The sequence below is a fragment of the Streptomyces sp. R33 genome (genome assembly GCF_041200175.1).
Taxonomy (GTDB): Bacteria; Actinomycetota; Actinomycetes; order Streptomycetales; family Streptomycetaceae; genus Streptomyces; species Streptomyces katrae_B.
Window position 1 is genome coordinate 7,806,100 of the sequence record NZ_CP165727.1, and the last position, 19,687, is coordinate 7,825,786.

Here is a 19,687-nt window from a genome sequence, read left to right on the forward strand (position 1 = left end):
GCTCCGTTCCATGACAGCCAAGGCACACCCGACATCCGCGGCCGGGTCGGCGAAGGGCGCACGGGGCGTCCTGCTCACGCTGGCGGCCGGCCAGTTCCTGATGGCCCTGGACAGCTCGGTCATGAACGTCTCGATCGCGACGGTGGCGGAGGACATCGGCACCACGGTCAGTGGCCTGCAGGGCGCGATCACCGCCTACACGCTGGTCATGGCGATGCTGATGATCAGCGGTGGCAAGGTCGGCGCCCTCGTCGGCCGCAGGCGGGCGTTCATGATCGGCTGCGTCATCTACGGCTGCGGATCCCTCACCACGTCACTCGCCCCGAACCTCACCGTCCTGCTGCTGGGCTGGTCGTTCCTGGAGGGCGTGGGAGCGGCGCTGATCATGCCGGCGATCGTGGCGCTCGTCGCCTCGAACTTCGCCGTCGAGCGCCGGCCGGCCGCGTACGGGCTGGTCGCCGCCGCCGGAGCGGTGGCGATCGCGCTGGGACCGCTCATCGGCGGCGTGGCGACGACGTTCTTCTCCTGGCGCTGGGTGTTCGCCGGAGAGGTTCTGGTCGTGCTGGCCATCCTGCTGTTCGGCCGCCGGGTCGCCGATGCGCCCCCCGGTCACCGGCCGCGCATCGACGTCGTGGGCGCGGTCCTGTCCGCCCTGGGCATCGGGCTGTTCGTCTTCGGCGTGCTGCGCACGAGCGCATGGGGCTGGTTCCAGCCCAAGGCCGGCGCACCGTCCTGGTTCCACCTCTCACCGGTCGTCTGGCTGATGATGGCCGGCCTCTTCCTCCTCTGGCTCTTCTTCCGCTGGGAGAGACGTCTGGTCGCACGCGGGACGGAACCTCTCGTGGATCCGGAGCTCCTGGGCAATCGGCAGCTCACCGGCGGCCTGACGATGTTCTTCTTCCAGTACCTCGTACAAATGGGCGTGTTCTTCGTCGTCCCGCTCTACCTGTCCGTCGCCCTGGGCCTGTCCGCCATCAAGACGGGCATGCTGATCCTGCCGCTCTCCATCTCGCTGCTGGCCGCCGCGATCGGGATCCCCCGGTTCCGTCCGGACGCCTCACCGCGGCGTGTGGTGCGGCTCGGAGTGCTGCTGATGCTCGCCGGCGCCGTCGTCCTGCTGGCCGGCCTGGACGTGGATTCCGGTGCGGCCGTCGTCACCGTCCCGTTGCTGCTGATCGGACTGGGGATGGGGGCGCTGGCCTCACAGCTCGGAGCGGTCACCGTTTCGGCCGTCCCGGACGAGCAGAGTGCCGAGGTCGGCGGAATCCAGAACACCGTCACGAACCTCGGCGCGTCGATCGGTACCGCCGTCGCCGGGTCGATCCTCATCACCATGCTGACCGCGTCGTTCCTCACGACCATCGAGCAGAACCCGGCGATCCCGGACGAGGTCAAGAGCCAGGCGAACGTCCGACTCGCGGGAGGCGCCCCCTTCCTGTCGGACGCCCAGCTCACCGCGGCCCTCGAGGACGCCGGTGCGGAATCGGAGGTGACGCAGGCTGCACTCGACGCGAACGCCACCGCACGGATCGACGGCCTGCGGGCCGCCCTGGGGATCCTCGCCCTGGCCGCGCTGACGGCGCTCTTCTTCACCCAGCGCATCCCCGTGACCCAGCCCGGGGCGGCGCGTCCCTGAGCCCGGCGGCCTACACGGAACCCGGCGGTTTTCCCCCGGCCGTCGCGGTGCTCTCGGCGACCTCGGTGTCTTCGGCGATGAACTCCGCCACGGCAAGGGCGAAGAGGAGCGCGAGGGCGAGCCCCAGGACGACCCAGCCGGTCGGGTACGGCCACAGGACGAAAGCGAGGACGGCGGCCGCCACCAGGATCCACGTGATCCAGGCGCGGTGGCGGCCGACGAACGGGCCGACCGGGCCCGTACGCAGGCCGGCATGGTCGGCCGTGGCCCGGGTGGCCGCGATACCGGAGTGCCACAGCTGGCGGACCACCGTGGCACGGCGTCCCGGCCCCGAGAGCCAGGCGGCGAGTGCGAGCAGTACGCCGAGTACCACGACCATGCGGACAGTGGTCCGCAGGAGGCGGATCATCGCGTCGTAGATGGCACCGGCGGCCGGCTGGGAGACGGTGTCGGGGAGCGCGTTGAGATAGACCGTACGGAAGACCGTCAAGGCGATGCCCAGGATGAGCGCCGCAGCGGCGAAGCCGAGGGCTGCCGCGACCAGGCTACGGCGCCGGTGGGCTGCCAGCCAGACGCCCACGGCCGCGAGGATCACGGCGATGATCGGCAGCCACAGGCCGACGATCTCGAGCAGCCGGAAGCCGGTCTTGACCCGGCCGATGTCGTCCGACCGGAGAACGGTGAAGTCGGTGTGGATCTCGGGGATCTTGTCGGCGACGGTGAGCCCCGAGTCCACGAGCCGCTTCTTCACCTGTTCGATGACCGGGGCGAGATCCACGGTCACCGAGTCGTTCTTGATCTCCACGGCTCCCTCGTCGCTGCCGGTCAGCGCACGTACGAGGGAGGTGTGGATCGTGCGGTTCGCGCCGGTCCAGATGGTGGCGAAGGCATCCGACGCGACGACGTCCTGCGCCTTGTCGTGCACGAAGCTCCGGACCGCGCTCTCGAGGCCGTCGCCCAGCTTCCCCAGCCCCTTCTGCAGCAGCGGCCGGTCGTCCGGCGCCACGCCCTCGAGCAGGGCGGGCAGGTCGAGGTGTTCCATGACCGCGCCCGTGACCCGGTTCGCGGCGGCCGCCTGGACATCGGGGTTGGAGGCGAGCGGGGCCACGGTGGCGACGTAGCGGTCGGTGTCGCCCACGATGTCCGCCGTCCACGCGGCGACGATGCCCAGGGGGGCCAGGACACAGCCGATGACGATCAGCAGGGCGGACAGGAAGGCGCGCAGCCTGTGCCGCGGCGGCGGGCGTTTCGCGGCCTCGCTCTCCAGCGTGGCAACCCGGGCCCGCAGTGCGGCGAGCTCGCCCTGGCTTTCGTCGTCCGGCATGGCAGGTCTCCTAGGGGTCGTATCCCAGGCAATCCCGGCGCCGTCGATCCGGCGAGCGGTGGTGACCCGACCGGGTGAGACCTGTCGATGCGATCCGTGGCCTGCGGTGCGGCCCGGCGGGACAGGGCGGCAGCGCCGATCCGAGAGGTACGGGGGAGAGCCGTACGGGGCCGCTCGACATGCGGAACGCAGTGGGCGAGCCAATACTGCTGATCGCGGGCATCGGGCCCGCCCGAAGGAGGCATCCGTGGACGACGACTACCCGGCGCTGAGCATCTTCTGGTCCATGCTCTGGTTCTTCCTGTGGATCATGTGGCTGTTCCTGCTGTTCAAGATCATCACGGACATCTTCCGCGACCACGAGATGAGCGGCTGGGCCAAGGCGGGCTGGCTGATCTTCGTCATCGTGCTGCCGTTCCTCGGCGTTCTGGTGTACGTCATCGCCCGCGGCAAGGGCATGACCCAGCGGGACGTCAAGCAGGCCAAGGAGAACGAGGCCGCCTTGCAGAACTACATCCGCGAGACGGCGGGCACCGCTCCGGCCGGCGGATCGGGCGGCGCGGACGAGCTGGCCAAGCTGGCCGAGCTCAAGGCCAAGGGTGCGCTCACCGAGGAGGAGTTCCAGCAGGCCAAGACGAAGCTGCTGACCTGACGGCGTCCCGGACCGGCAGCGTGAGCTGGTGGTCCGGGCTGCGGCTCTCGACGCCGTACCGGGCGCCGAGTTTCGAGATCAGCAGGCAGTAGGCGGGCGCGCACACCAGCTCGAGGACGAGCGCCTGCCACGGGGCGTCCGCTGCGGTTCCGGAATCGGCCAGTTGCCCCAGCGCGAGCGCCGTGCCGTAGGACAGCACGTTGTTCGCCGTGTGGATCGCGATCACGGCCTCCAGCCCGCCCGTACGGATGACGAGCCAGCCCCACCACACCGCGGAGTAGAAGAGCAGCGCGAACCCCGACCACGCACCGAACCCGTGGGCGAGCGCGAAGAGCAGCGAGGCCACGACGATCCCCGGCCAGGGCGAACGGAGGAAGCCGCCGAAGAACTGGGCGAGCCAGCCCCGGAAGACGAACTCCTCGGCCGCGGCCTGGAAGGGAACCAACCCCAGGAACACCGCCGAGCCGAGCAGCAGCGGCAGCCATCCGGGGAACTCGCCCGCGAGGCTCTCCGGGCCGTCCTCCACCCAGCCCCAGAGCACGAGAGCCCCCATCTGAAGGGCCATCAGGGGGAATGCCACCGCAGCACAGCGGGCGAGCCAGCGCCAGCGCAGCCGCCCCAGGACGGAAACCACCGTTCCGGCGGGGCGGCGGCCGCACGCACGGACCGCCAGCAGGACGACGGGTATGCCGACCGCCAGGGCGACGAGCCCCATGGCCTCGTCCGCCAGCGGGTCGGACAGCACCCGGTCACCCCCGTCGGGGGCGAGCTTCAGGCCCAGTGCGTGGCCGATGGCCATGCCGGCCACGGTCACGGCTATGAGGCCCACCGCCAGGAGGACCGTGACGAGGAGGACCTCGCCGAGACGCCCGAGTGCACCCTGCCGCCCGTTCCTCGCCTGCTCGTGGTACAGCGAACCGGCCGGCGCGGCCACGAGGGCGGGCGGTTGGACGTACCCGGCAGGGGGAGCGGGCCGGCCCTGCGGCGGGGCCCAGGGGGCCGCGCCGGCGGAAGGGTTGCCGTCGGCCCACACCTGGGCGTTCGCATCGGCCGGAGTGAACCGGCCGTCCGGATGGGGAGTCTCTGACACGGGTACCGCCCGCCTTCTTCCCGTTCGACTGTCTGCGCGCCCATTCGATCACGTGTGCGTCGCCCTCGTGTCCTCCTCCACCGGGCGTGCTTCGGCACGGTGGCCCCGACCCCGGACCGGCGTCGGCACCTGACACCTCAGGGTGACGTCGGAGCCGGCCGGAGTGATCTCTTTCGGGGAGACCGCCACGGTCACACCGTCGGCTTTCGCGGCCCCGCCGGCATCTTCCTGCGGCTGCCTGCCGGTCCTTGAACTGGCCGTACACGAGAAGGCGAGGAACGGCTGCGCCGGTGACGGGAATTCAGGCCCTACCGGCCGGTATCGGACCGTGTTCCGCCCGGGTTTGATAGGAGTTGGCGTAACGGCGCGCGCCAGTACATCTGAGCGAGAAGGGCACGATCATGCTGGAGTTTCCCAAGCCGCGAGCCCTGGTGTGCTCGTACTGCCAGGCCGGCCCGAAGGACGGCACGGCCCGGACCCTGTCGGCCGAGGCCGGCATACTGACGGTCACCTGGCACACCGCGTCCTGCCCGCACTACGCGGCGGACCGCATCCTCGCCGACAAACGCATCTGACCCGCCGCCGGCCCTACGGGCTGCTGTCAGGCCCTGCCGATGGCATCGCGGATGAGGTCGGCAGCGGGCTCGGGAGCAGTTGCTCCTGCCGTGCGTACGCGTCGAACCGCCGTCAGCCGAGGCGCGTCGGCGAGGAGGCCGCCGGGGTCAGGATGCGGGGGGCGCCCGTGCCGTCCGCCGGGACCGTCCACAGATCGGTGGTGTCCGCCCGGCCCTCTGCGGGCAGGGCGTAGGCCAGGGTGCGGTCGTCGAGCCAGACGGCCTGGTCGTCCACGCTCCGCTTCTCCGCGAGCGGCGTCTCGCGCAGCGTCCCCAGGTCCAGTACGTGCTCGCGCCACAGCGAAGCGCCGCGCGCGACGCGCTTCTTGTACGCGACCCGCGTCTCGTCCGGGGACAGGGACGGACACTCGACGTTCTGGGCGAGGGTGGTGACGCTGCGCCGCGAGACCGAGCCCTTCACCAGGTACGTCTGGCCGGCGGTGCCGAGGGTGGCGTAGAAGGTGTCGTCGTCCTTGGAGAAGGTGACGCCCCAGAAGTTCACGTCGCCCGAGGTGTACGGCCGGCCGTCCAGCTGGATGGAGAACTTCTCCAGGTCCGGTTCGATCGCCCCCGTACGGGTGTCCACGATCGCGGTGCGCGTGGAGAAGAACGCGGCGCCGTACGACTCGCCGGAGACGAACACCGTCCAGGCGACGAAGTGGCCGGTCGGCGAGACCCGGGCCCGGGAGGGGGTGCCCGCGAGCGGGAAGCTGCGCAGCGTACGCAGGGCCGAGTCGACGATGAGGGCCCGGTTGTCCTGGGCGAGCGCGCCCGGAGTGGAGTTCAGGCACAGGCCGGTGCCGGCGGCCGCGTGGAAGCGCCGGCAAGTGAGCTGCGACGCGGTGCGCTCGGCTTGGGGCGACTGCCCCGGGACCGAGACGAGCGCCCCGCGGTCCGGGCCCTGCGCGCCGTTGAGGAAGGCGAGCCGGTCCTGCCGCCCGAGCGTGACCGGGCCCTGGGCGACCTTCGGATCCCCCTCGTGCGTCTGCTCGGCCCGGGCGGCGGCGCGCAGCACCAGCGCGGTGCCGAGGCCCCCGAGGAGAAGCACGGCCACGGCGAGTACGAGCAGCCGGCGTGAGCGGGTCATCGGGTTCCTCGGGGGTGTCGGGCCGGTTCGGCAGCGGCTTCGGGCGCCGCCGGGCGGAGTACGAAGCCGGCGACGGCCGCGCAGCAGCACAGACCGGCCGCGGCGGCGGTGAGCGCGGGGCCGGCGCCCCAGAGGGTCCAGGCGGCGCCGAACGCGAGCGAGCAGCCGAAGCGGGCCAGCGCCTGGCTGGTACCGACCACGGCGAGGCCGGTGGCCCGCAGCTTCGCGGGGACGGTCGCGCCGACGGCGGCGGGCAGGACCCCGTCGGTCGCGGCGTAGAACAGGCCGTGCAGTACGAGGACCAGGTACGGGAGGGCCGGCCAGTGCGGGGCCCACAACAGCAGCCCGTACCCGGCCAGCAGGAGGGCGTGCCCGGCGAGGAACACGGTACGGCGGCCGATCCGGTCGGCCAGGGCGCCGGCCGGCACCGCCAGCAGCAGGAACACCGCGGCGGTGCCCAGGGGGAGCAGCGGGAACCACTGCTCGCGGATGCCCGTGCGGTCCTGGAGCAGCAGGTAGAGGAAGGCGTCGCTGACGGTGGTCAGGCCCAGCAGGGCGGCGCAGAGCGCGAGGGCGCGCAGCCGGGGCAGCCGCAGCAGGGCCACCGCCTCCCGCAGGTTCACGGCGGCGGGCTCGGGGGAGTCCGGCTTCGCCGTGCCGGGATCCTCCGCGGCAGGCCCCCCGGTCGGCTCGAGGCCCGCGCCCGACGGGACGAACAGCATGAGCACCACGACGCCGAGCACGGCGACGCACGCGCTGACGCCGAAGACGGCGTCGTACCCGCCCACCGCCATGTTCAGGATGAAGAAGGCGGCGAGCGGGCCGAGCAGCGCCCCGGTGGTGTCCATGGCGCGGTGGACGCCGAACGCACGGCCCTGTAACCCGGCAGGTGTGGAGAGGGAGATCAGTGCGTCGCGCGGGGCGGTGCGCAGACCCTTGCCGGTCCGTTCCAGGGCGAGGACGACGCCCACCGGGCCCAGGGTGTGCGCGAGTAGCAGCAGTGGTTTGCACAGTGCGGACAGCCCGTAGCCGATGCCCGCGATCAGCTTGTGGTTGCGGACCCGGTCGGCGAGGTGGCCGCCGGTCAGCTGCACCAGCGCACTCACCCCGTTGTAGACGCCGTCGAGCGCGCCGAAGCCGAGCGGGCTCAGCCCCAGTCCGGCGACCAGGTACAGGGGCAGCACCGCGGTGACCATCTCGGAGGAGACGTCGGTGATCAGGCTGACCGTTCCCAGCGCGAGGACGGCCGAGGCGACTGCGGGGGCCCGGACGGACCTGCCGTCCGGTGCCGTCTCCGGTGCGGTCTTCGCGCCGGCGGGCGCGGAGCGGTCCGCGAGGTACATGCTCTCGAGCTCCCGGTGCCGACGGTCTGAGTCACTCGTACGTGTGAGTGAAACCCTAGTGGTTGTACGGACCAACCGGGCGGCGTACGGCCCGATTCGGCCCGGTGGGGCGGCTCAGCCCTGCCTGCTGCTCTCGTCGCGCAGCCAGGTGGAGAAGTCCCCGGTCCGGATGGCCTTGCGGGCTCCCCGGCGGGCGGCGAGGGCCGCCACGACGAACACGACGACCCCGGGGAGCAGGCTCGGCCGGTCCCTGAGTAGGGCGCGCAGGTCGCCCGTACCGGTGCGCGCGGACGGCGCACGCGCCCCCTCCGGGCTCCCGGCCGCCTCCGCCGCCTGGAAACGCTCCAGCTCGGCGGACGAGGTCGCCGCCCTGACGCGCCGCCTGATCAAGTCGCCCCAGGTGCGCGGCGGATGCACCACGACCCGGGCCGCCTCGACCACGCGCCGCTCCTGCGGCCCGAACGCGAGGGACGCCGCCAGGTCGTCGGCCATCAGCGGGGGCAGCGCGGCGATCCGCTCGTGCCCCGGCTCGGACACCGCGATGACGCCGCGCCCGAACAGCCCCTCGCGGACGGCGGGCAGCCGCTGCCAGACCCGGTAGTACGCCCGGACCGGCCAGGCGCACCCGGAGAGCGGGATGTCGCGGCCGGGGGCCGCGGCGAGGAGGTCCGCACTGGCGGCGAGGGCGCCGGCCAGCGCCCGTACGCCGGCCGCTCCGAACTCCACGTCGGCGTCCACGTACAGGCGGGGGAAACCCCGCGCGTGCTCGTCCCCGACCCGAAGTGCCGTGTGCTTGGAGGGAGTCGGTATCTCCACCACGCGGACGCGGGGGCCCCGCGCGCCCGCCACCGCGGCGGTGTCGTCCGTACAGCCGTTGCACACCACGACGATGTCGGGCCCGGAGTCCGGGCCGTCGGCCAGGAGCGCGTCGAGGAGCCGGCCGATGACCCGGCCCTCGTTGTGGGCCGGGATCACGATGCTGGTCACCCCGGAAGTATGCACGCTCGAACAGCCGACCCGACCGTTTCCTCCAACTCTCCCCGGGGGTAGTCCCGGTGGTCTAGATTGAACGCAGCCGACCGGATTCGGCGTGCTTCGGCGACGCTGAAATCCAACCGGAGCAAGGCAGTTGGGGAAATACGGGTTCGGCGGCCTGGGGGAACGGGCCGCGTGCCCGTGGCCGGACCGGCGAGGGGTGCCGGGCGGCCGGGGGGCGGAAAGTACGTCGCAACACGTAGGGCATCGGTCGTGGGGGGCCATCACCGTTGGGCAGGTCACGCACGGGGCGCGCATGCGCCCCGGCGCCGGCCGTCGGCGGCACCCCCTTCCTTCGCACGCGTCCCGGCCATGGGTTGTCGATACGCCCACGGGCGTGCGCGGAAGGAAAAGGAACGCTGTGAAGGAATCAGAGAAGGCACCCGAGAAGGAATCCGAGAGGGACGCCGCGAAGGGTGCGGGGCGCGAGGGCGGGGTCGCAGGTGCGTGGCCGGCCAAGCCGTTAGGCGTCGCCGTCATCGGAGCGGGCTACTGGGGACCCAACCTCGTCCGCAACTTCCAGTCCAGTCCGGGGTTCCGGCTCCGCTGGCTCTGCGATCTGAACGTCGACCGTGCGCGGCAGGTGCTCGGCGCCTATTCCACGGTCCAGGCGACCTCCGACTACGCGGCCGTCCTGGCGGACCCGGCCGTCGACGCGGTCGCCGTCGCCACCCCGGCCGGCACCCACCTCGACGTCGCCCTGGCCGCCCTGCGCGCCGGCAAGCACGTCCTCGTCGAAAAGCCCCTCGCCGCCACGTACGAGGACGGCCTGAAGCTGGTGACCGAGGCCGAGGAGCGCGGCCTCACCCTCATGTGCGACCACACCTACTGCTATACACCGGCGGTGGCCCGCATCCGCGACATGGTCCGCTCCGGTGAACTCGGTGAGATCCAGTTCGTCGACTCGGTCAGGATCAATCTGGGGCTCGTCCAGAAGGACATCGACGTCCTGTGGGACCTGGCCCCCCACGACCTCTCGGTCCTCGACTTCATCCTCCCGGAGAACATCCGGCCCGTCGCCGTCGCCGCGCACGGCGCGGACCCGATCGGCGCCGGCCAGTCCTGCGTGGCCTATCTGACGCTCACGCTCAACACCGGCGCCATCGCCCACGTGCACGTCAACTGGCTCTCCCCGGTGAAGGTCCGCACGACGATGGTCGGCGGCTCCAAGCGCACCCTGGTGTGGGACGACCTCAACCCCACGCAGCGCATCGCGGTCTACGACCGCGGCGTGGACATGACGACCCCGCAGGAGATCGGCGCGGACGAGCGCCGCGACATGCTCGTCTCCTACCGGACCGGGGACATGGTGGCGCCCGCGATCGGCGAGAAGGAGGCCCTGCGCAGCATGGTCGAGGAGTTCGCCGCCGCGATCAGGACGCGGCGGCCGGCGCTGACCGACGGCTGGGCGGGCCTGCAAGTGCTCGACATCCTGGAAGCCGCCTCCCGGAGCCTGGAGTTCCGCGGCGCGGTCGTCGGACTGCGCACCGGGCGCTGACCGTTGGCGGGTCCCGCCACGGGACCGCCCGCGCCCGCGGGCCGCGCACACTGCGGCGGGCGCAGCACGAAACACCATGACCGACTCAGTAGGGGCAGGGCGTTGAGCAGCGTACGAGGCAAGAGGATTCTGGTCACCGGCGGGGCGGGCACGATCGGCTCGCACGTGGTCGACCTGCTGGTGGACAACGGGGCGCGCGAGATCGTGGTGCTCGACAACTTCGTGCGGGGGCGCACCGCCAACCTGGCCCGCGCCCTGCAGAGTGGCGTGGTGGAGGTCGTCGACGGCGACATCCGCGACACGACCGCCGTACGCAAGGCGACCGAGGGCGCCGACCTGGTGTTCCACCTGGCCGCCATCCGGATCACCCAGTGCGCGGAGGAGCCGCGGCTGGCGAACGAGGTGCTCGTCGACGGCACGTTCAACGTGCTGGAGGCCGCGGTCGCCGCCGGGGTGGGCAAGGTGATCGCCTCGTCCTCGGCCTCGGTCTACGGGCTGGCCGAGACCTTCCCGACCACCGAGCGCCACCACCCGTACAACAACGACACCTTCTACGGGGCGGCGAAGGCCTTCAACGAGGGCGTGCTGCGCAGCTTCCACGCCATGTACGGACTGGACTACATCGCGCTGCGCTACTTCAACGTGTACGGGCCCCGGATGGACATCCACGGACTGTACACCGAGGTCCTGATCCGCTGGATGGAGCGGATCACCGCGGGCGAGCCGCCGCTGATCCTCGGCGACGGCACCCAGACCATGGACTTCGCCGACGTACGGGACATCGCGCGGGCCAACCTGCTGGCCGCCGAATCGGACCTGACCGACGAGGTGTTCAACGTCGCGAGCGGAACCGAGACCAGCCTGCGCGACCTGGCCCTCGGACTGCTCGAGGCCATGGGCGCGGAGGGGATGGTGCCGGAGCACGGACCGGCCCGCGCCGTGAACGGGGTCACCCGCCGCCTCGCGGACACCTCGCAGGCCTCGGGGCGGCTCGGCTTCACCGCCGAGATCGACATGCGCCGCGGGCTGCGGGACCTGGTGGACTGGTGGCGGGCCGAGCGCGCGGCGGACGCCGCCGCCGCCGCGGCGGCGGCGGCAGCAGCAGCCGGGGAGGCCGGCCGATGAGCGCGCAGGTCCCGGCCCCCGCCCGCATCCCCGTCATGATCCCGTGGCTCGGCGAGGAGGAGGCGCAGGCCGCCGCAGACGCGGTGCTCTCCGGCTGGGTCGCCCAGGGCCCCCGGGTCGCCGAGTTCGAGCGGGCCTTCGCCGAGCGGGTGGGCGCCGAGCACGGCATCGCCGTGAGCTCGTGCACCACCGCCCTGCACCTGGCGCTGATCGCGCTGGAGCTCGGGCCGGGCGACGAGGTGGTCGTGCCCTCGCTGTCCTTCATCGCCACCGCCAACGCGGTGCGCTACGTGGGCGCCCACCCGGTGTTCGCGGACGTCGAGGAGGCCACCGGGAACCTGACCCCCGAGACCGTGGACGCCGTACGCACCCCGCGGACCAGGGCGGTGCTCGCCGTCCACCAGGGCGGAGTGCCGGCCGACGTGCACGCACTGCGCGCAGCCTGCGCAGACTGGGGGATCCCGCTGGTGGAGGACGCCGCCTGCGGGATCGGCGCGACCGTGGGCGGCAAGTCGGTCGGCCACGGGGCGCTCCTCGCCGCGTGGTCCTTCCACCCGCGCAAGGTGATCACCACCGGCGAGGGCGGCATGGTGACCACGGACGACACCCAGTGGGCGGAGCGACTGCGCCGGCTGCGCGAACACGGCATGAACGTGTCCGCGGCGCAGCGGCACGCCAGCAGCAAGCCGATCGCCGAGAGCTATCTGGAGGTCGGCTACAACTACCGGATGACCGACATCCAGGCCTCGGTCGGCCTGGTGCAGCTCGGCAAGCTGGACGCGATCGTGGCCCGCCGCCGCGAACTGGCCGCGAGGTACGGCCAGTTGATCTCGGGCATCCCGGGCCTGCGCCCGGTCCGGGACCCCGGTCACGGCGAGGGCAACTTCCAGTCGTACTGGGTGCTGCTGGCCGAGGACTTCCCGGTCGGCCGGGACGAACTGCTCTCGGTGCTGGCCGGGGCCGGGATCTCGGCCCGGCGCGGGATCATGGCCTCGCACCTGGAACCGGCGTACGCCGGACACGGGGCGGCGCCGCTGCCGGTGACCGAGCGGATCAGCCGCGACTCGCTGATCCTGCCGCTGTTCCACACCATGACGGAGGACCAGCAGGACAGGGTGGTCGCGGTGCTGCGCGAACAGGCCGGCGGATGACCGCGCCCAGCGCCCCGACGGGCCCGACCACCCAGGACCTGCTCATCGTCGGCGCGGGCGGATTCGCCCGCGAGACCGCCCAGGCCGTACGGGACGCGGTCGCCGCCGACCGGGAGCGCGGCCGCACCCCGCGGTGGCGGCTCGCCGGGCACCTGGACGACGACCCGGCCCTGCACGGCCGGGACGTCGACGGGGTGCCGGTGCTGGGCGCCGGCGACCTGGTGCACCGGCGGCCGGACGCCCGGGTCGTGGTGTGCGTCGGCAGTCCGCGCGACCACGCGGTACGGGCCCGCGTGGTACGGCGCCTGGCCCTGCCCGAGAGCCGGTACGCGACCGTGGTGCACCCCACGGCCGCCGTCTCGGCGTCCTCGGTGCTCGGCGCGGGCTCGGTGCTGCTCGCGCACTGCGTGCTGACCGCGGCCGTACGGGTCGGCGCCCACGTGGCCGTGATGCCGCACGCGGTCCTCACCCACGACGACACGGTCGGGGACTTCGCGACGCTCGCCTCCGGGGTCCGCCTCGGCGGCGGGGTGCGGCTGGGGCGGGGGGCGTACGTGGGCGCGGGCGCCCTCGTACGGGAGAACACCACGGTCGGCGCCTGGTCGCTGACCGGGATGGGAAGCACGGTCCTGGCCGATGTGCCGCCCGGCGAGGTGTGGGCCGGAAGCCCGGCCCGCCGGCTGCGCGCGGCGGGGGGCCCGGCGCTCGACGAGCTGCGGGCCGACGGCGAGGCGACCGGCCGGGGGCCGGAGACACGGACAGGGCCCGGGACACGCACGAGGCCGGAGACACGGATGGGGAGCACAGCCGGATGAACCAGATACCGCTCGTGGACCTGAAGGCGGCGCACGCCGAGGTCGCGCAGGAAATACGCGCAGGATTCGACCGGGTGCTGGCCGACACCGCCTTCATCGGCGGTGAGGAGGTCCGGGCCTTCGAGCGCGCGTACGCGGCCTTCACCGCGGTAGGCCACTGCGTCGGCGTGGCCAACGGCACCGACGCACTCGAACTGGCCCTGCGCGCAAGCGGGGTGGGCGTCGGCGACGAGGTGGTACTGCCCGCGAACACGTTCATCGCCACGGCCGGCGCGGTCGCCCGGATCGGCGCGCGGCCGGTCCTGGTGGACTGCCTGCCCGACACGCTGCTGATGGACCCGCAGGCCGCGCTGGACGCGGTCGGCAGGGCCACGCGCGCGGTGGTCCCGGTGCACCTGTACGGGCAGTGCGCCCCCGCCGCCGAGCTGGCCGCGCAGCTGCCCTCCTACGTCAAGGTCGTCGAGGACGCCGCGCAGAGCCAGGGCGCCACGCGGGAGGGCCGCTCCCCGGGCAGCGGCGGGATCGCCGCGACCAGCTTCTACCCGGGCAAGAACCTGGGCGCCTACGGCGACGCGGGCGCGGTGGTCACCGACGACGAGGAGACGGCCGACCTCGTACGGGCCCTCGCCAACCACGGCGGCATCGCCAAGTACCAGCACGACGTGGCCGGGTTCAACAGCCGGCTCGACGGGCTGCAGGCCGTGGTCCTGCGGGCCAAGCTGGCCCGCCTCGCCGACGGGAACGCGGCCCGCCGCGCCGCCGCCGCCCGCTACGACGCGTTGCTGGGCGCTCTGGCGGCCACGGGACGCCTGACCCTGCCGGTCACCGCGGACGGCAACGTCCACGTGTGGCACCTGTACGTCGTCCGGGTCAGCGGCGCCGACCGCGACGCGGTCGTCGGCAAGCTCAACGCGGAGGGCATCGGCGCCGGCGTGCACTACCCGGCCCCGGTCCACCTCACCCCGGCCTTCGGACACCTCGGACACGGCCGCGGGGACTTCCCCCACGCCGAGCAGGCCGCGGACCGGATGCTCTCCCTCCCGCTCTTCCCGCAGATCACCGCCGCCCAACAGCAGCGGGTCGTGGACGCGCTCACCGACGCGCTGCGCTGACGCCGTGCGCCCGCGCAGACGTACAAAAAAGAGGTACAGATGAACAGACGGACAAGGTTGCTCCGGTACGGCCTCTTCACCGTGGTCGCGGCCCTGATGGCCACGGTCTTACCTCCGTCCTCGGTGGCGGGTGCAGTGGACCCCTGCGGTCCCGGCACGAACGCGATCGTGTGCGAGAACTCCAAGCCGGGCACACCGATGTCCGACTGGTTCGCGCCCAGCGCCTACGGCGACATCAAGGGCTTCAGCGCCCAGATGAGCGTCCAGGCGGGCGAAACGGTGCAGTTCAAGGTCCAGTCGCCGACCCCGTACCGGGTGTCGGTCTACCGGCTGGGCCACTACGGGGGTGACGGGGCCCGCCTGATGTCCACAGCGGCGCAGGCGGCCCAGACCTACCCGGCGAACTTCCAGCCGGGCGGCAACCCGCACAGCTGCACCACCAAGGCCGCCACCGGTCTGGTCGACTGCGGGAACTGGCCCGTCACCGCGACGTGGACCGTGCCGGCCGATGCCGTCTCCGGCCTGTACATCGCCAACCTCGACCAGGCGGACGGCAACGGGGTGATGCCCTATCCGTTCGTCGTCCGCAACGACTCCAGCCACTCCGACATCGTCGTGCAGACCAGCGACCAGACCTGGCAGGCGTACAACAACTACGGCGGCCAGGACCTGTACGACGGCGGGGGACCCGCGCCGGACGGCCGGGCGTACGAGGTCAGTTACAACCGGCCCATGGACATCGGCGGGGAGAACGGGATCTACGGATCCGAGTACCAGATGATCTCCTGGCTGGAGCGCAACGGGTACGACGTGAGCTACATGTCCGGAATCGACATGTCGACCCGCGGCGCGACCCAGCTCCGCAACCACAAGGTCTTCATGTCCTCGGGCCACGACGAGTACTGGACCCAGGACCAGTTCACCAACGCGCTCGGCGCCCGCCGCGCCGGGGTCCACCAGACGTACTTCAGCGGCAACGAGGTCTTCTGGAAGACCCGCCTCGCGCCCAGCATCGACGGCGCGGCCACGGCCAACCGGACCCTGGTCTGCTACAAGGAGACCAAGCTCTCCTTCCCCCAGCCCAACGGCATTCCCGACCCGAGCGGGATCTGGACCGGCACGTTCATGGACCCGGCCAGCTCCACGAATGGGCGGCCCTACCAGCCGCAGAACCAGCTGACCGGTTCGCTGTTCAGCGTGAACGGCTACCGCAGCGACGCGCTCACCGTGCCCGGCGCGTTCGCCAAGATGCGGCTGTGGCGGAACACCACCGTCGCGAGCCTGACCCCCTCCCAGACCGCCACCTTCCCGGCCGGCACGCTCGGCTACGAATGGGACAGCGACGTCGAGGACGCGGCGCGTCCGCCCGGGCAGATCCAGCTGTCGTCCACCACGGTGGACATCAACGACGGCAAGCTCCGCCTCGACTACGGCAACACGTACGGGAACGGCACCGCCACGCACAGCCTGGTCGCCTTCCGCGACCAGACCTCGCACGCCCTGGTCTTCGGCGCCGGCACCGTGCAGTGGTCCTGGGGCCTGACCAACATGCCGACGGGCAACCCCGACGACGCGGTGGTCACCGAGGACAAGCGGATGCAGCAGGCGACGGTGAACGTCTTCGCCGACATGGGCGTGCAGCCCAAGTCCCTGCAGAGCAACCTCGTCGCCGCGACCGCCTCCACGGACACCACGGGCCCGGCCATCACGGTCTCCAGCCCGGCGCCCAACGCCACGGTGCCCGCGCTGCGGCCGGTGACCGTCACGGGCACCGCCACCGACAGCGGCGGCGGCGTCGTGGCCCGGGTGGAGGTCTCCACCGACGGCGGGACCACGTGGAAGGCGACCACCGGCATCGGGTCCTGGAGCTACAAGTGGACCCCGACCACCCCCGGCCCCGTGCAGATCAAGGTCCGCGCAGTGGACGACAGCGTCAACATCGGCGCCACCACCACCGTGCCGCTGACCGTGGGACCCCAGCAGTGCCCCTGCACCGTCTGGCCGGCCGCGGCCGTACCGGGCACCGTCAACGCCGGCGACGGCAGCGCCGTCGAACTCGGCGTGAAGATCCGCTCCTCGGCACCCGGCTCGATCACCGGCGTCCGCTTCTACAAGTCCCCGGCCAACACCGGCACCCACACGGGCAGCCTGTGGAGCAGCACGGGCCAGCGCCTGGCCACCGGCACCTTCACCAACGAGACGGCGTCCGGCTGGCAGCAGCTGAACTTCTCCTCGCCGGTCCCGGTCAAGGCCAACACCACGTACATCGCCTCCTACTTCGCCCCCAACGGCGGATACTCCTTCGACAACACCTTCGCCGGCGCCGACGCGGGTCTGGCCCCGCTGACCGCGCTGCGCAGCGGTACCGACGGAGGCAACGGGGTGTACCGCTACAGCGCCACGGGCGGGTTCCCCTCCACGGCCTCGTCCGGCAGCAACTACTGGGTCGACGCGGTCCTGGACACCTCCACCGCGAGCACGACGCCGCCCACCGTCACCTCGATCACGCCGCAGTCCGCGGCGACCGGCACCGCGATCACGGCGGCGGTGAAGGCCACCTTCAGCGAGGGCATCGACGCCGACACCCTCGCCTTCACTCTGAAGGACCCGGGCGGCGCCGCCGTTCCGGGCAGCAAGGTCCTCAGCGCCTCCAACAGCGCCACCTTCACCCCGTCCACGGAGCTGGTGCTGAACGCCACCTACACGGCGTCGGTGCAGGCCGCCGACCTGTGGGGCAACGCCATGACGGCGCCCGTCACCTGGACGTTCACCACGAGCGCGAGCCCGCCCACCGTGAACTGTCCCTGCACCCTGTGGGGACCCACGGCCGAGCCGAGCACCGCCAACGTCGGCGACGACACCAACTCCGTCGAACTGGGCACCCGCTTCCAGTCCGCGGTCAGCGGCTACGTCACCGGCATCACCTTCTACAAGGGCCCCGGGAACACCGGCACGCACACCGGCAGCCTGTGGTCGGCCGACGGAACGCTCCTCGCGACCGGCACCTTCGGCAGCGAGACCCTGTCGGGCTGGCAGCAGCTGCACTTCACCACCCCGGTGCCCATCACCGCGGGCACCGGCTACGTGGCCTCCTACCACGCGCCGAACGGCAAGTACTCCGTGGACGGCGGCTACTTCACCGCCGCGCACCGCTCCTACCCGCTGGTCGCCCCGGCCGACGGCAGCGGCGGCGCCAACGGCCTCTACAAGTACGGTGCTTCCACCGCCTTCCCGACCAACACCTTCGGCTCCGTGAACTACTGGGTCGGCCCGGTGTTCACCACCACGGCGCCGGCCGGCCTCGCGTCGGACGGCTCCACGGAGGTGTCCGGCCAGTGAGCACCGTCAGCGTGGTGATCCCCTGCTACAAGTACGGCCACTTCCTGGCCGACTGCGTCAAGAGCGTCCTGGACGAGCAGGAAGGCGTCGACGTACGGGTCCTGATCATCGACGACGCCTCGCCCGACGACTCGGCGGAGGTCGCGCGCGCCCTCGCGGCCGCCGACCCCCGCATCGAGGTCCGCGTCCACGAGCGCAACCAGGGCCACATCGCCACCTACAACGAGGGCCTGCTGGAGTGGGCCGACGGGGACTACGTCGCCCTCCTCTCGGCCGACGACCGGCTGGTCCCCGGGGCCCTGGTACGCGCCGCGGCGCTGCTCGACGCCCACCCCGAAGCCGGCTTCGCCTACGGCAGACCGCTCCGGTTCCGGCACGGCGGACCGCTGCCCGCGGCCCGCACCCGGAGCACCGGTTCGGTGGTCTACCCGGGACGATGGTGGCTGGAGCGGCGCTTCCGGGAGGGCACCGGGTGCATCACCTCGCCCGAGGTGGTCGTCCGCACCAGCCTCCAGCGCAAGGTCGGGGGCTACGACCCGGACCTCCCGCACGCCGGCGACATCGAGATGTGGATGCGGCTCGCGGCGCACGCCGACGTGGGCTACGTCCGCGGGGCCGACCAGGCCTTCTACCGCGTCCACGGCAACAACATGTCCACCACGGACTTCGGCGGACAGCTCGACGACCTGCGCCAGCGCCTCGTCGCCTTCGACTCCGTCCTGGAGAAGTGCTCCGGCATGCTCCCGGAGGCCGGCCGGCTGTCGGCCCTGGCGCGGACCCGGCTCGCCCGGTACGCGCTGCGGCGCGCCTACCGCGCGTACGACCGCGGGCGCACCGGGGTGGTTCCCGTCGAGGAGCTGGAGGCCTTCGCCGCCGAGTGCCTGCCGGAGTACACCTCGCTCGGCGAATACCGGGCGCTGCGCCGGCGGCGGCGGATCGGGGCGCGGGTGATGCCGTACCTCCAGCCGCTGGTGCTCTCGGCCGTCGCCGACCGGGGGCGCGAGTGGCTCTGGTGGCAGTCCTGGAAGCGCCGAGGGATTTGATGAACCAGCAGTACCGACAGCACCGACTGCACCACCGCCCCGTCCCCGGGGCACCAACGGCCCGGCGGCCCGCTTCCTCAGCGGGCCGCCGCGGCCGCGGGCACCCGGCTCCGCGCCTCGGCGACGGCCCCCGCCTCGCTCTCCGGACCGGTGTCGGCGCTCTCGCGCCGGCGCCGGTTCCGGCGCGTCACGACCTGATCGGTCCACAGGGCGGCGGCCACGCCGCAGACCCCGGCCAGCAGCGCCGTCCCGGCCAGCCCGCGGCTCTTGGTCCCGGTCTGCGCGACCGCCGTCGGCGGCACGAGGAGCGTCACGCTCATCCGCGCCGGCTCCGGGATCTGCTGCTCGGCCTGCATGGCCGTGATGCGCTTCGTATAGGCCTCGACGACCTTCAGGACGGCCAGGTTGGCCGCGGCGGGCTCCGCGTGCTCCGCCTGCACCTGGAGCGAGGGGATCAGATAGCGGGGCGTGACGCTGGTGCCGCTGTTGCGCGGGATCAGCCGGTACGTGCCCGCCACCCCCGCGGCACGCAACTCATCCGCACCGGCGGGGGATTCCAGCTGCTGGACCGCCGCGTACGACACGGCCGCGAGGGGCGGCTGGAGATTGGCGAGCTGGTTCGGCTGGCTGCCGGTCACCGGCGGCTTGAGCACGACGATCGCCGAGCTCACATAGGTCCGGGTGGGGCGGAGCACCTGCAGGGCCCCGGTGCCCGCGAGCACCGCCACCAGGACCAGGACGTACCAGCGGCGGCGAAGCGTGCGGAACAACTCACCAGGCGACACAGGATTCCTTCCGTCGCGTTCGATCTTTCCAGGACGCG

General features: G+C 72.4%; 16 protein-coding genes. 10 read left to right on the forward strand and 6 right to left on the reverse strand.

Features of this window, described 5'->3' with window-relative positions:
* Positions 1-10: 10 nt before the first annotated feature.
* Positions 11-1,636 carry an MFS transporter gene (locus AB5J51_RS35820; RefSeq protein ID WP_369779610.1) on the forward strand — a complete coding sequence of 542 codons (1,626 nt, stop codon included), beginning with the start codon at positions 11-13 and terminating at the stop codon, positions 1,634-1,636.
* A 10-nt stretch (positions 1,637-1,646) separates the two neighbouring features.
* Here the strand turns inward: AB5J51_RS35820 and AB5J51_RS35825 are convergent, their stop codons facing one another.
* Positions 1,647-2,960 (reverse strand): hypothetical protein, encoded by a 1,314-nt coding sequence (locus AB5J51_RS35825; protein ID WP_053787450.1) that lies wholly within the window; start codon positions 2,958-2,960, stop codon positions 1,647-1,649.
* A gap of 286 nt (positions 2,961-3,246) precedes the next feature.
* On the opposite strand from AB5J51_RS35825, the gene AB5J51_RS35830 reads away from it, so the two are divergent.
* Positions 3,247-3,612 (forward strand): SHOCT domain-containing protein, encoded by a 366-nt coding sequence (locus AB5J51_RS35830; protein ID WP_136223693.1) that lies wholly within the window; start codon positions 3,247-3,249, stop codon positions 3,610-3,612.
* Here the strand turns inward: AB5J51_RS35830 and AB5J51_RS35835 are convergent.
* Positions 3,566-4,702: a lysostaphin resistance A-like protein gene (locus AB5J51_RS35835; RefSeq protein WP_369779611.1), complete on the reverse strand. Its 1,137-nt coding sequence runs from the start codon at positions 4,700-4,702 to the stop codon at positions 3,566-3,568. The genes AB5J51_RS35830 and AB5J51_RS35835 overlap by 47 nt on opposite strands.
* Positions 4,703-5,103: 401 nt before the next feature.
* Here AB5J51_RS35835 and AB5J51_RS35840 point away from each other — a divergent pair, with 401 nt between their 5' ends.
* Positions 5,104-5,277 carry a hypothetical protein gene (locus tag AB5J51_RS35840; protein ID WP_159047208.1) on the forward strand — a complete coding sequence of 58 codons (174 nt, stop codon included), beginning with the start codon at positions 5,104-5,106 and terminating at the stop codon, positions 5,275-5,277.
* A gap of 112 nt (positions 5,278-5,389) precedes the next feature.
* On the opposite strand, the gene AB5J51_RS35845 is transcribed toward AB5J51_RS35840, so the two are convergent.
* The 3 genes from AB5J51_RS35845 to AB5J51_RS35855 form a co-directional block, all read right to left on the reverse strand.
* Positions 5,390-6,403 (reverse strand): TolB-like translocation protein, encoded by a 1,014-nt coding sequence (locus AB5J51_RS35845; protein ID WP_369779613.1) that lies wholly within the window; start codon positions 6,401-6,403, stop codon positions 5,390-5,392.
* A complete protein-coding gene (locus AB5J51_RS35850) occupies positions 6,400-7,746 on the reverse strand; it encodes an MFS transporter (protein WP_369779614.1) in 1,347 nt (448 codons plus the stop codon). Before AB5J51_RS35850 ends, AB5J51_RS35845 begins: the two co-directional genes overlap by 4 nt.
* A gap of 114 nt (positions 7,747-7,860) precedes the next feature.
* Positions 7,861-8,733 (reverse strand): glycosyltransferase family 2 protein, encoded by an 873-nt coding sequence (locus AB5J51_RS35855; RefSeq protein WP_133899078.1) that lies wholly within the window; start codon positions 8,731-8,733, stop codon positions 7,861-7,863.
* 409 nt (positions 8,734-9,142) lie between these two features.
* Between AB5J51_RS35855 and AB5J51_RS35860 the strand changes: the two genes are divergently transcribed.
* The 7 genes from AB5J51_RS35860 (at position 9,143) to AB5J51_RS35890 (ending at position 18,864) form a co-directional block, all read left to right on the forward strand.
* Positions 9,143-10,279, forward strand: coding sequence for a Gfo/Idh/MocA family protein (locus tag AB5J51_RS35860; protein WP_078987446.1), 1,137 nt, complete (start codon positions 9,143-9,145; stop codon positions 10,277-10,279).
* 102 nt (positions 10,280-10,381) lie between these two features.
* Positions 10,382-11,404 (forward strand): NAD-dependent epimerase/dehydratase family protein, encoded by a 1,023-nt coding sequence (locus AB5J51_RS35865; protein WP_369779615.1) that lies wholly within the window; start codon positions 10,382-10,384, stop codon positions 11,402-11,404.
* On the forward strand, positions 11,401-12,555 hold the full coding sequence (locus AB5J51_RS35870) for a DegT/DnrJ/EryC1/StrS aminotransferase family protein (RefSeq protein ID WP_136223391.1): 1,155 nt from the start codon (positions 11,401-11,403) through the stop codon (positions 12,553-12,555). The genes AB5J51_RS35865 and AB5J51_RS35870 overlap by 4 nt, the downstream gene beginning before the upstream one ends.
* Positions 12,552-13,370, forward strand: coding sequence for a NeuD/PglB/VioB family sugar acetyltransferase (locus tag AB5J51_RS35875; RefSeq protein WP_078987445.1), 819 nt, complete (start codon positions 12,552-12,554; stop codon positions 13,368-13,370). Before AB5J51_RS35870 ends, AB5J51_RS35875 begins: the two co-directional genes overlap by 4 nt.
* On the forward strand, positions 13,367-14,482 hold the full coding sequence (locus tag AB5J51_RS35880; RefSeq protein ID WP_369779616.1) for a DegT/DnrJ/EryC1/StrS family aminotransferase: 1,116 nt from the start codon (positions 13,367-13,369) through the stop codon (positions 14,480-14,482). The genes AB5J51_RS35875 and AB5J51_RS35880 overlap by 4 nt, the downstream gene beginning before the upstream one ends.
* 39 nt (positions 14,483-14,521) lie before the next feature.
* The gene (locus tag AB5J51_RS35885; RefSeq protein ID WP_136223395.1) at positions 14,522-17,821 is read left to right on the forward strand and encodes a DUF4082 domain-containing protein; all 3,300 of its coding nucleotides are present in this window, start codon (positions 14,522-14,524) and stop codon (positions 17,819-17,821) included.
* On the forward strand, positions 17,818-18,864 hold the full coding sequence (locus AB5J51_RS35890; protein WP_136223397.1) for a glycosyltransferase: 1,047 nt from the start codon (positions 17,818-17,820) through the stop codon (positions 18,862-18,864). Before AB5J51_RS35885 ends, AB5J51_RS35890 begins: the two co-directional genes overlap by 4 nt.
* Before the next feature lie 77 nt (positions 18,865-18,941).
* On the opposite strand, the gene AB5J51_RS35895 is transcribed toward AB5J51_RS35890, so the two are convergent.
* Entirely contained in the window at positions 18,942-19,634 is a 693-nt protein-coding gene (locus AB5J51_RS35895) for a hypothetical protein (RefSeq protein WP_369779618.1), read from the reverse strand.
* Positions 19,635-19,687 lie beyond the last annotated feature (53 nt).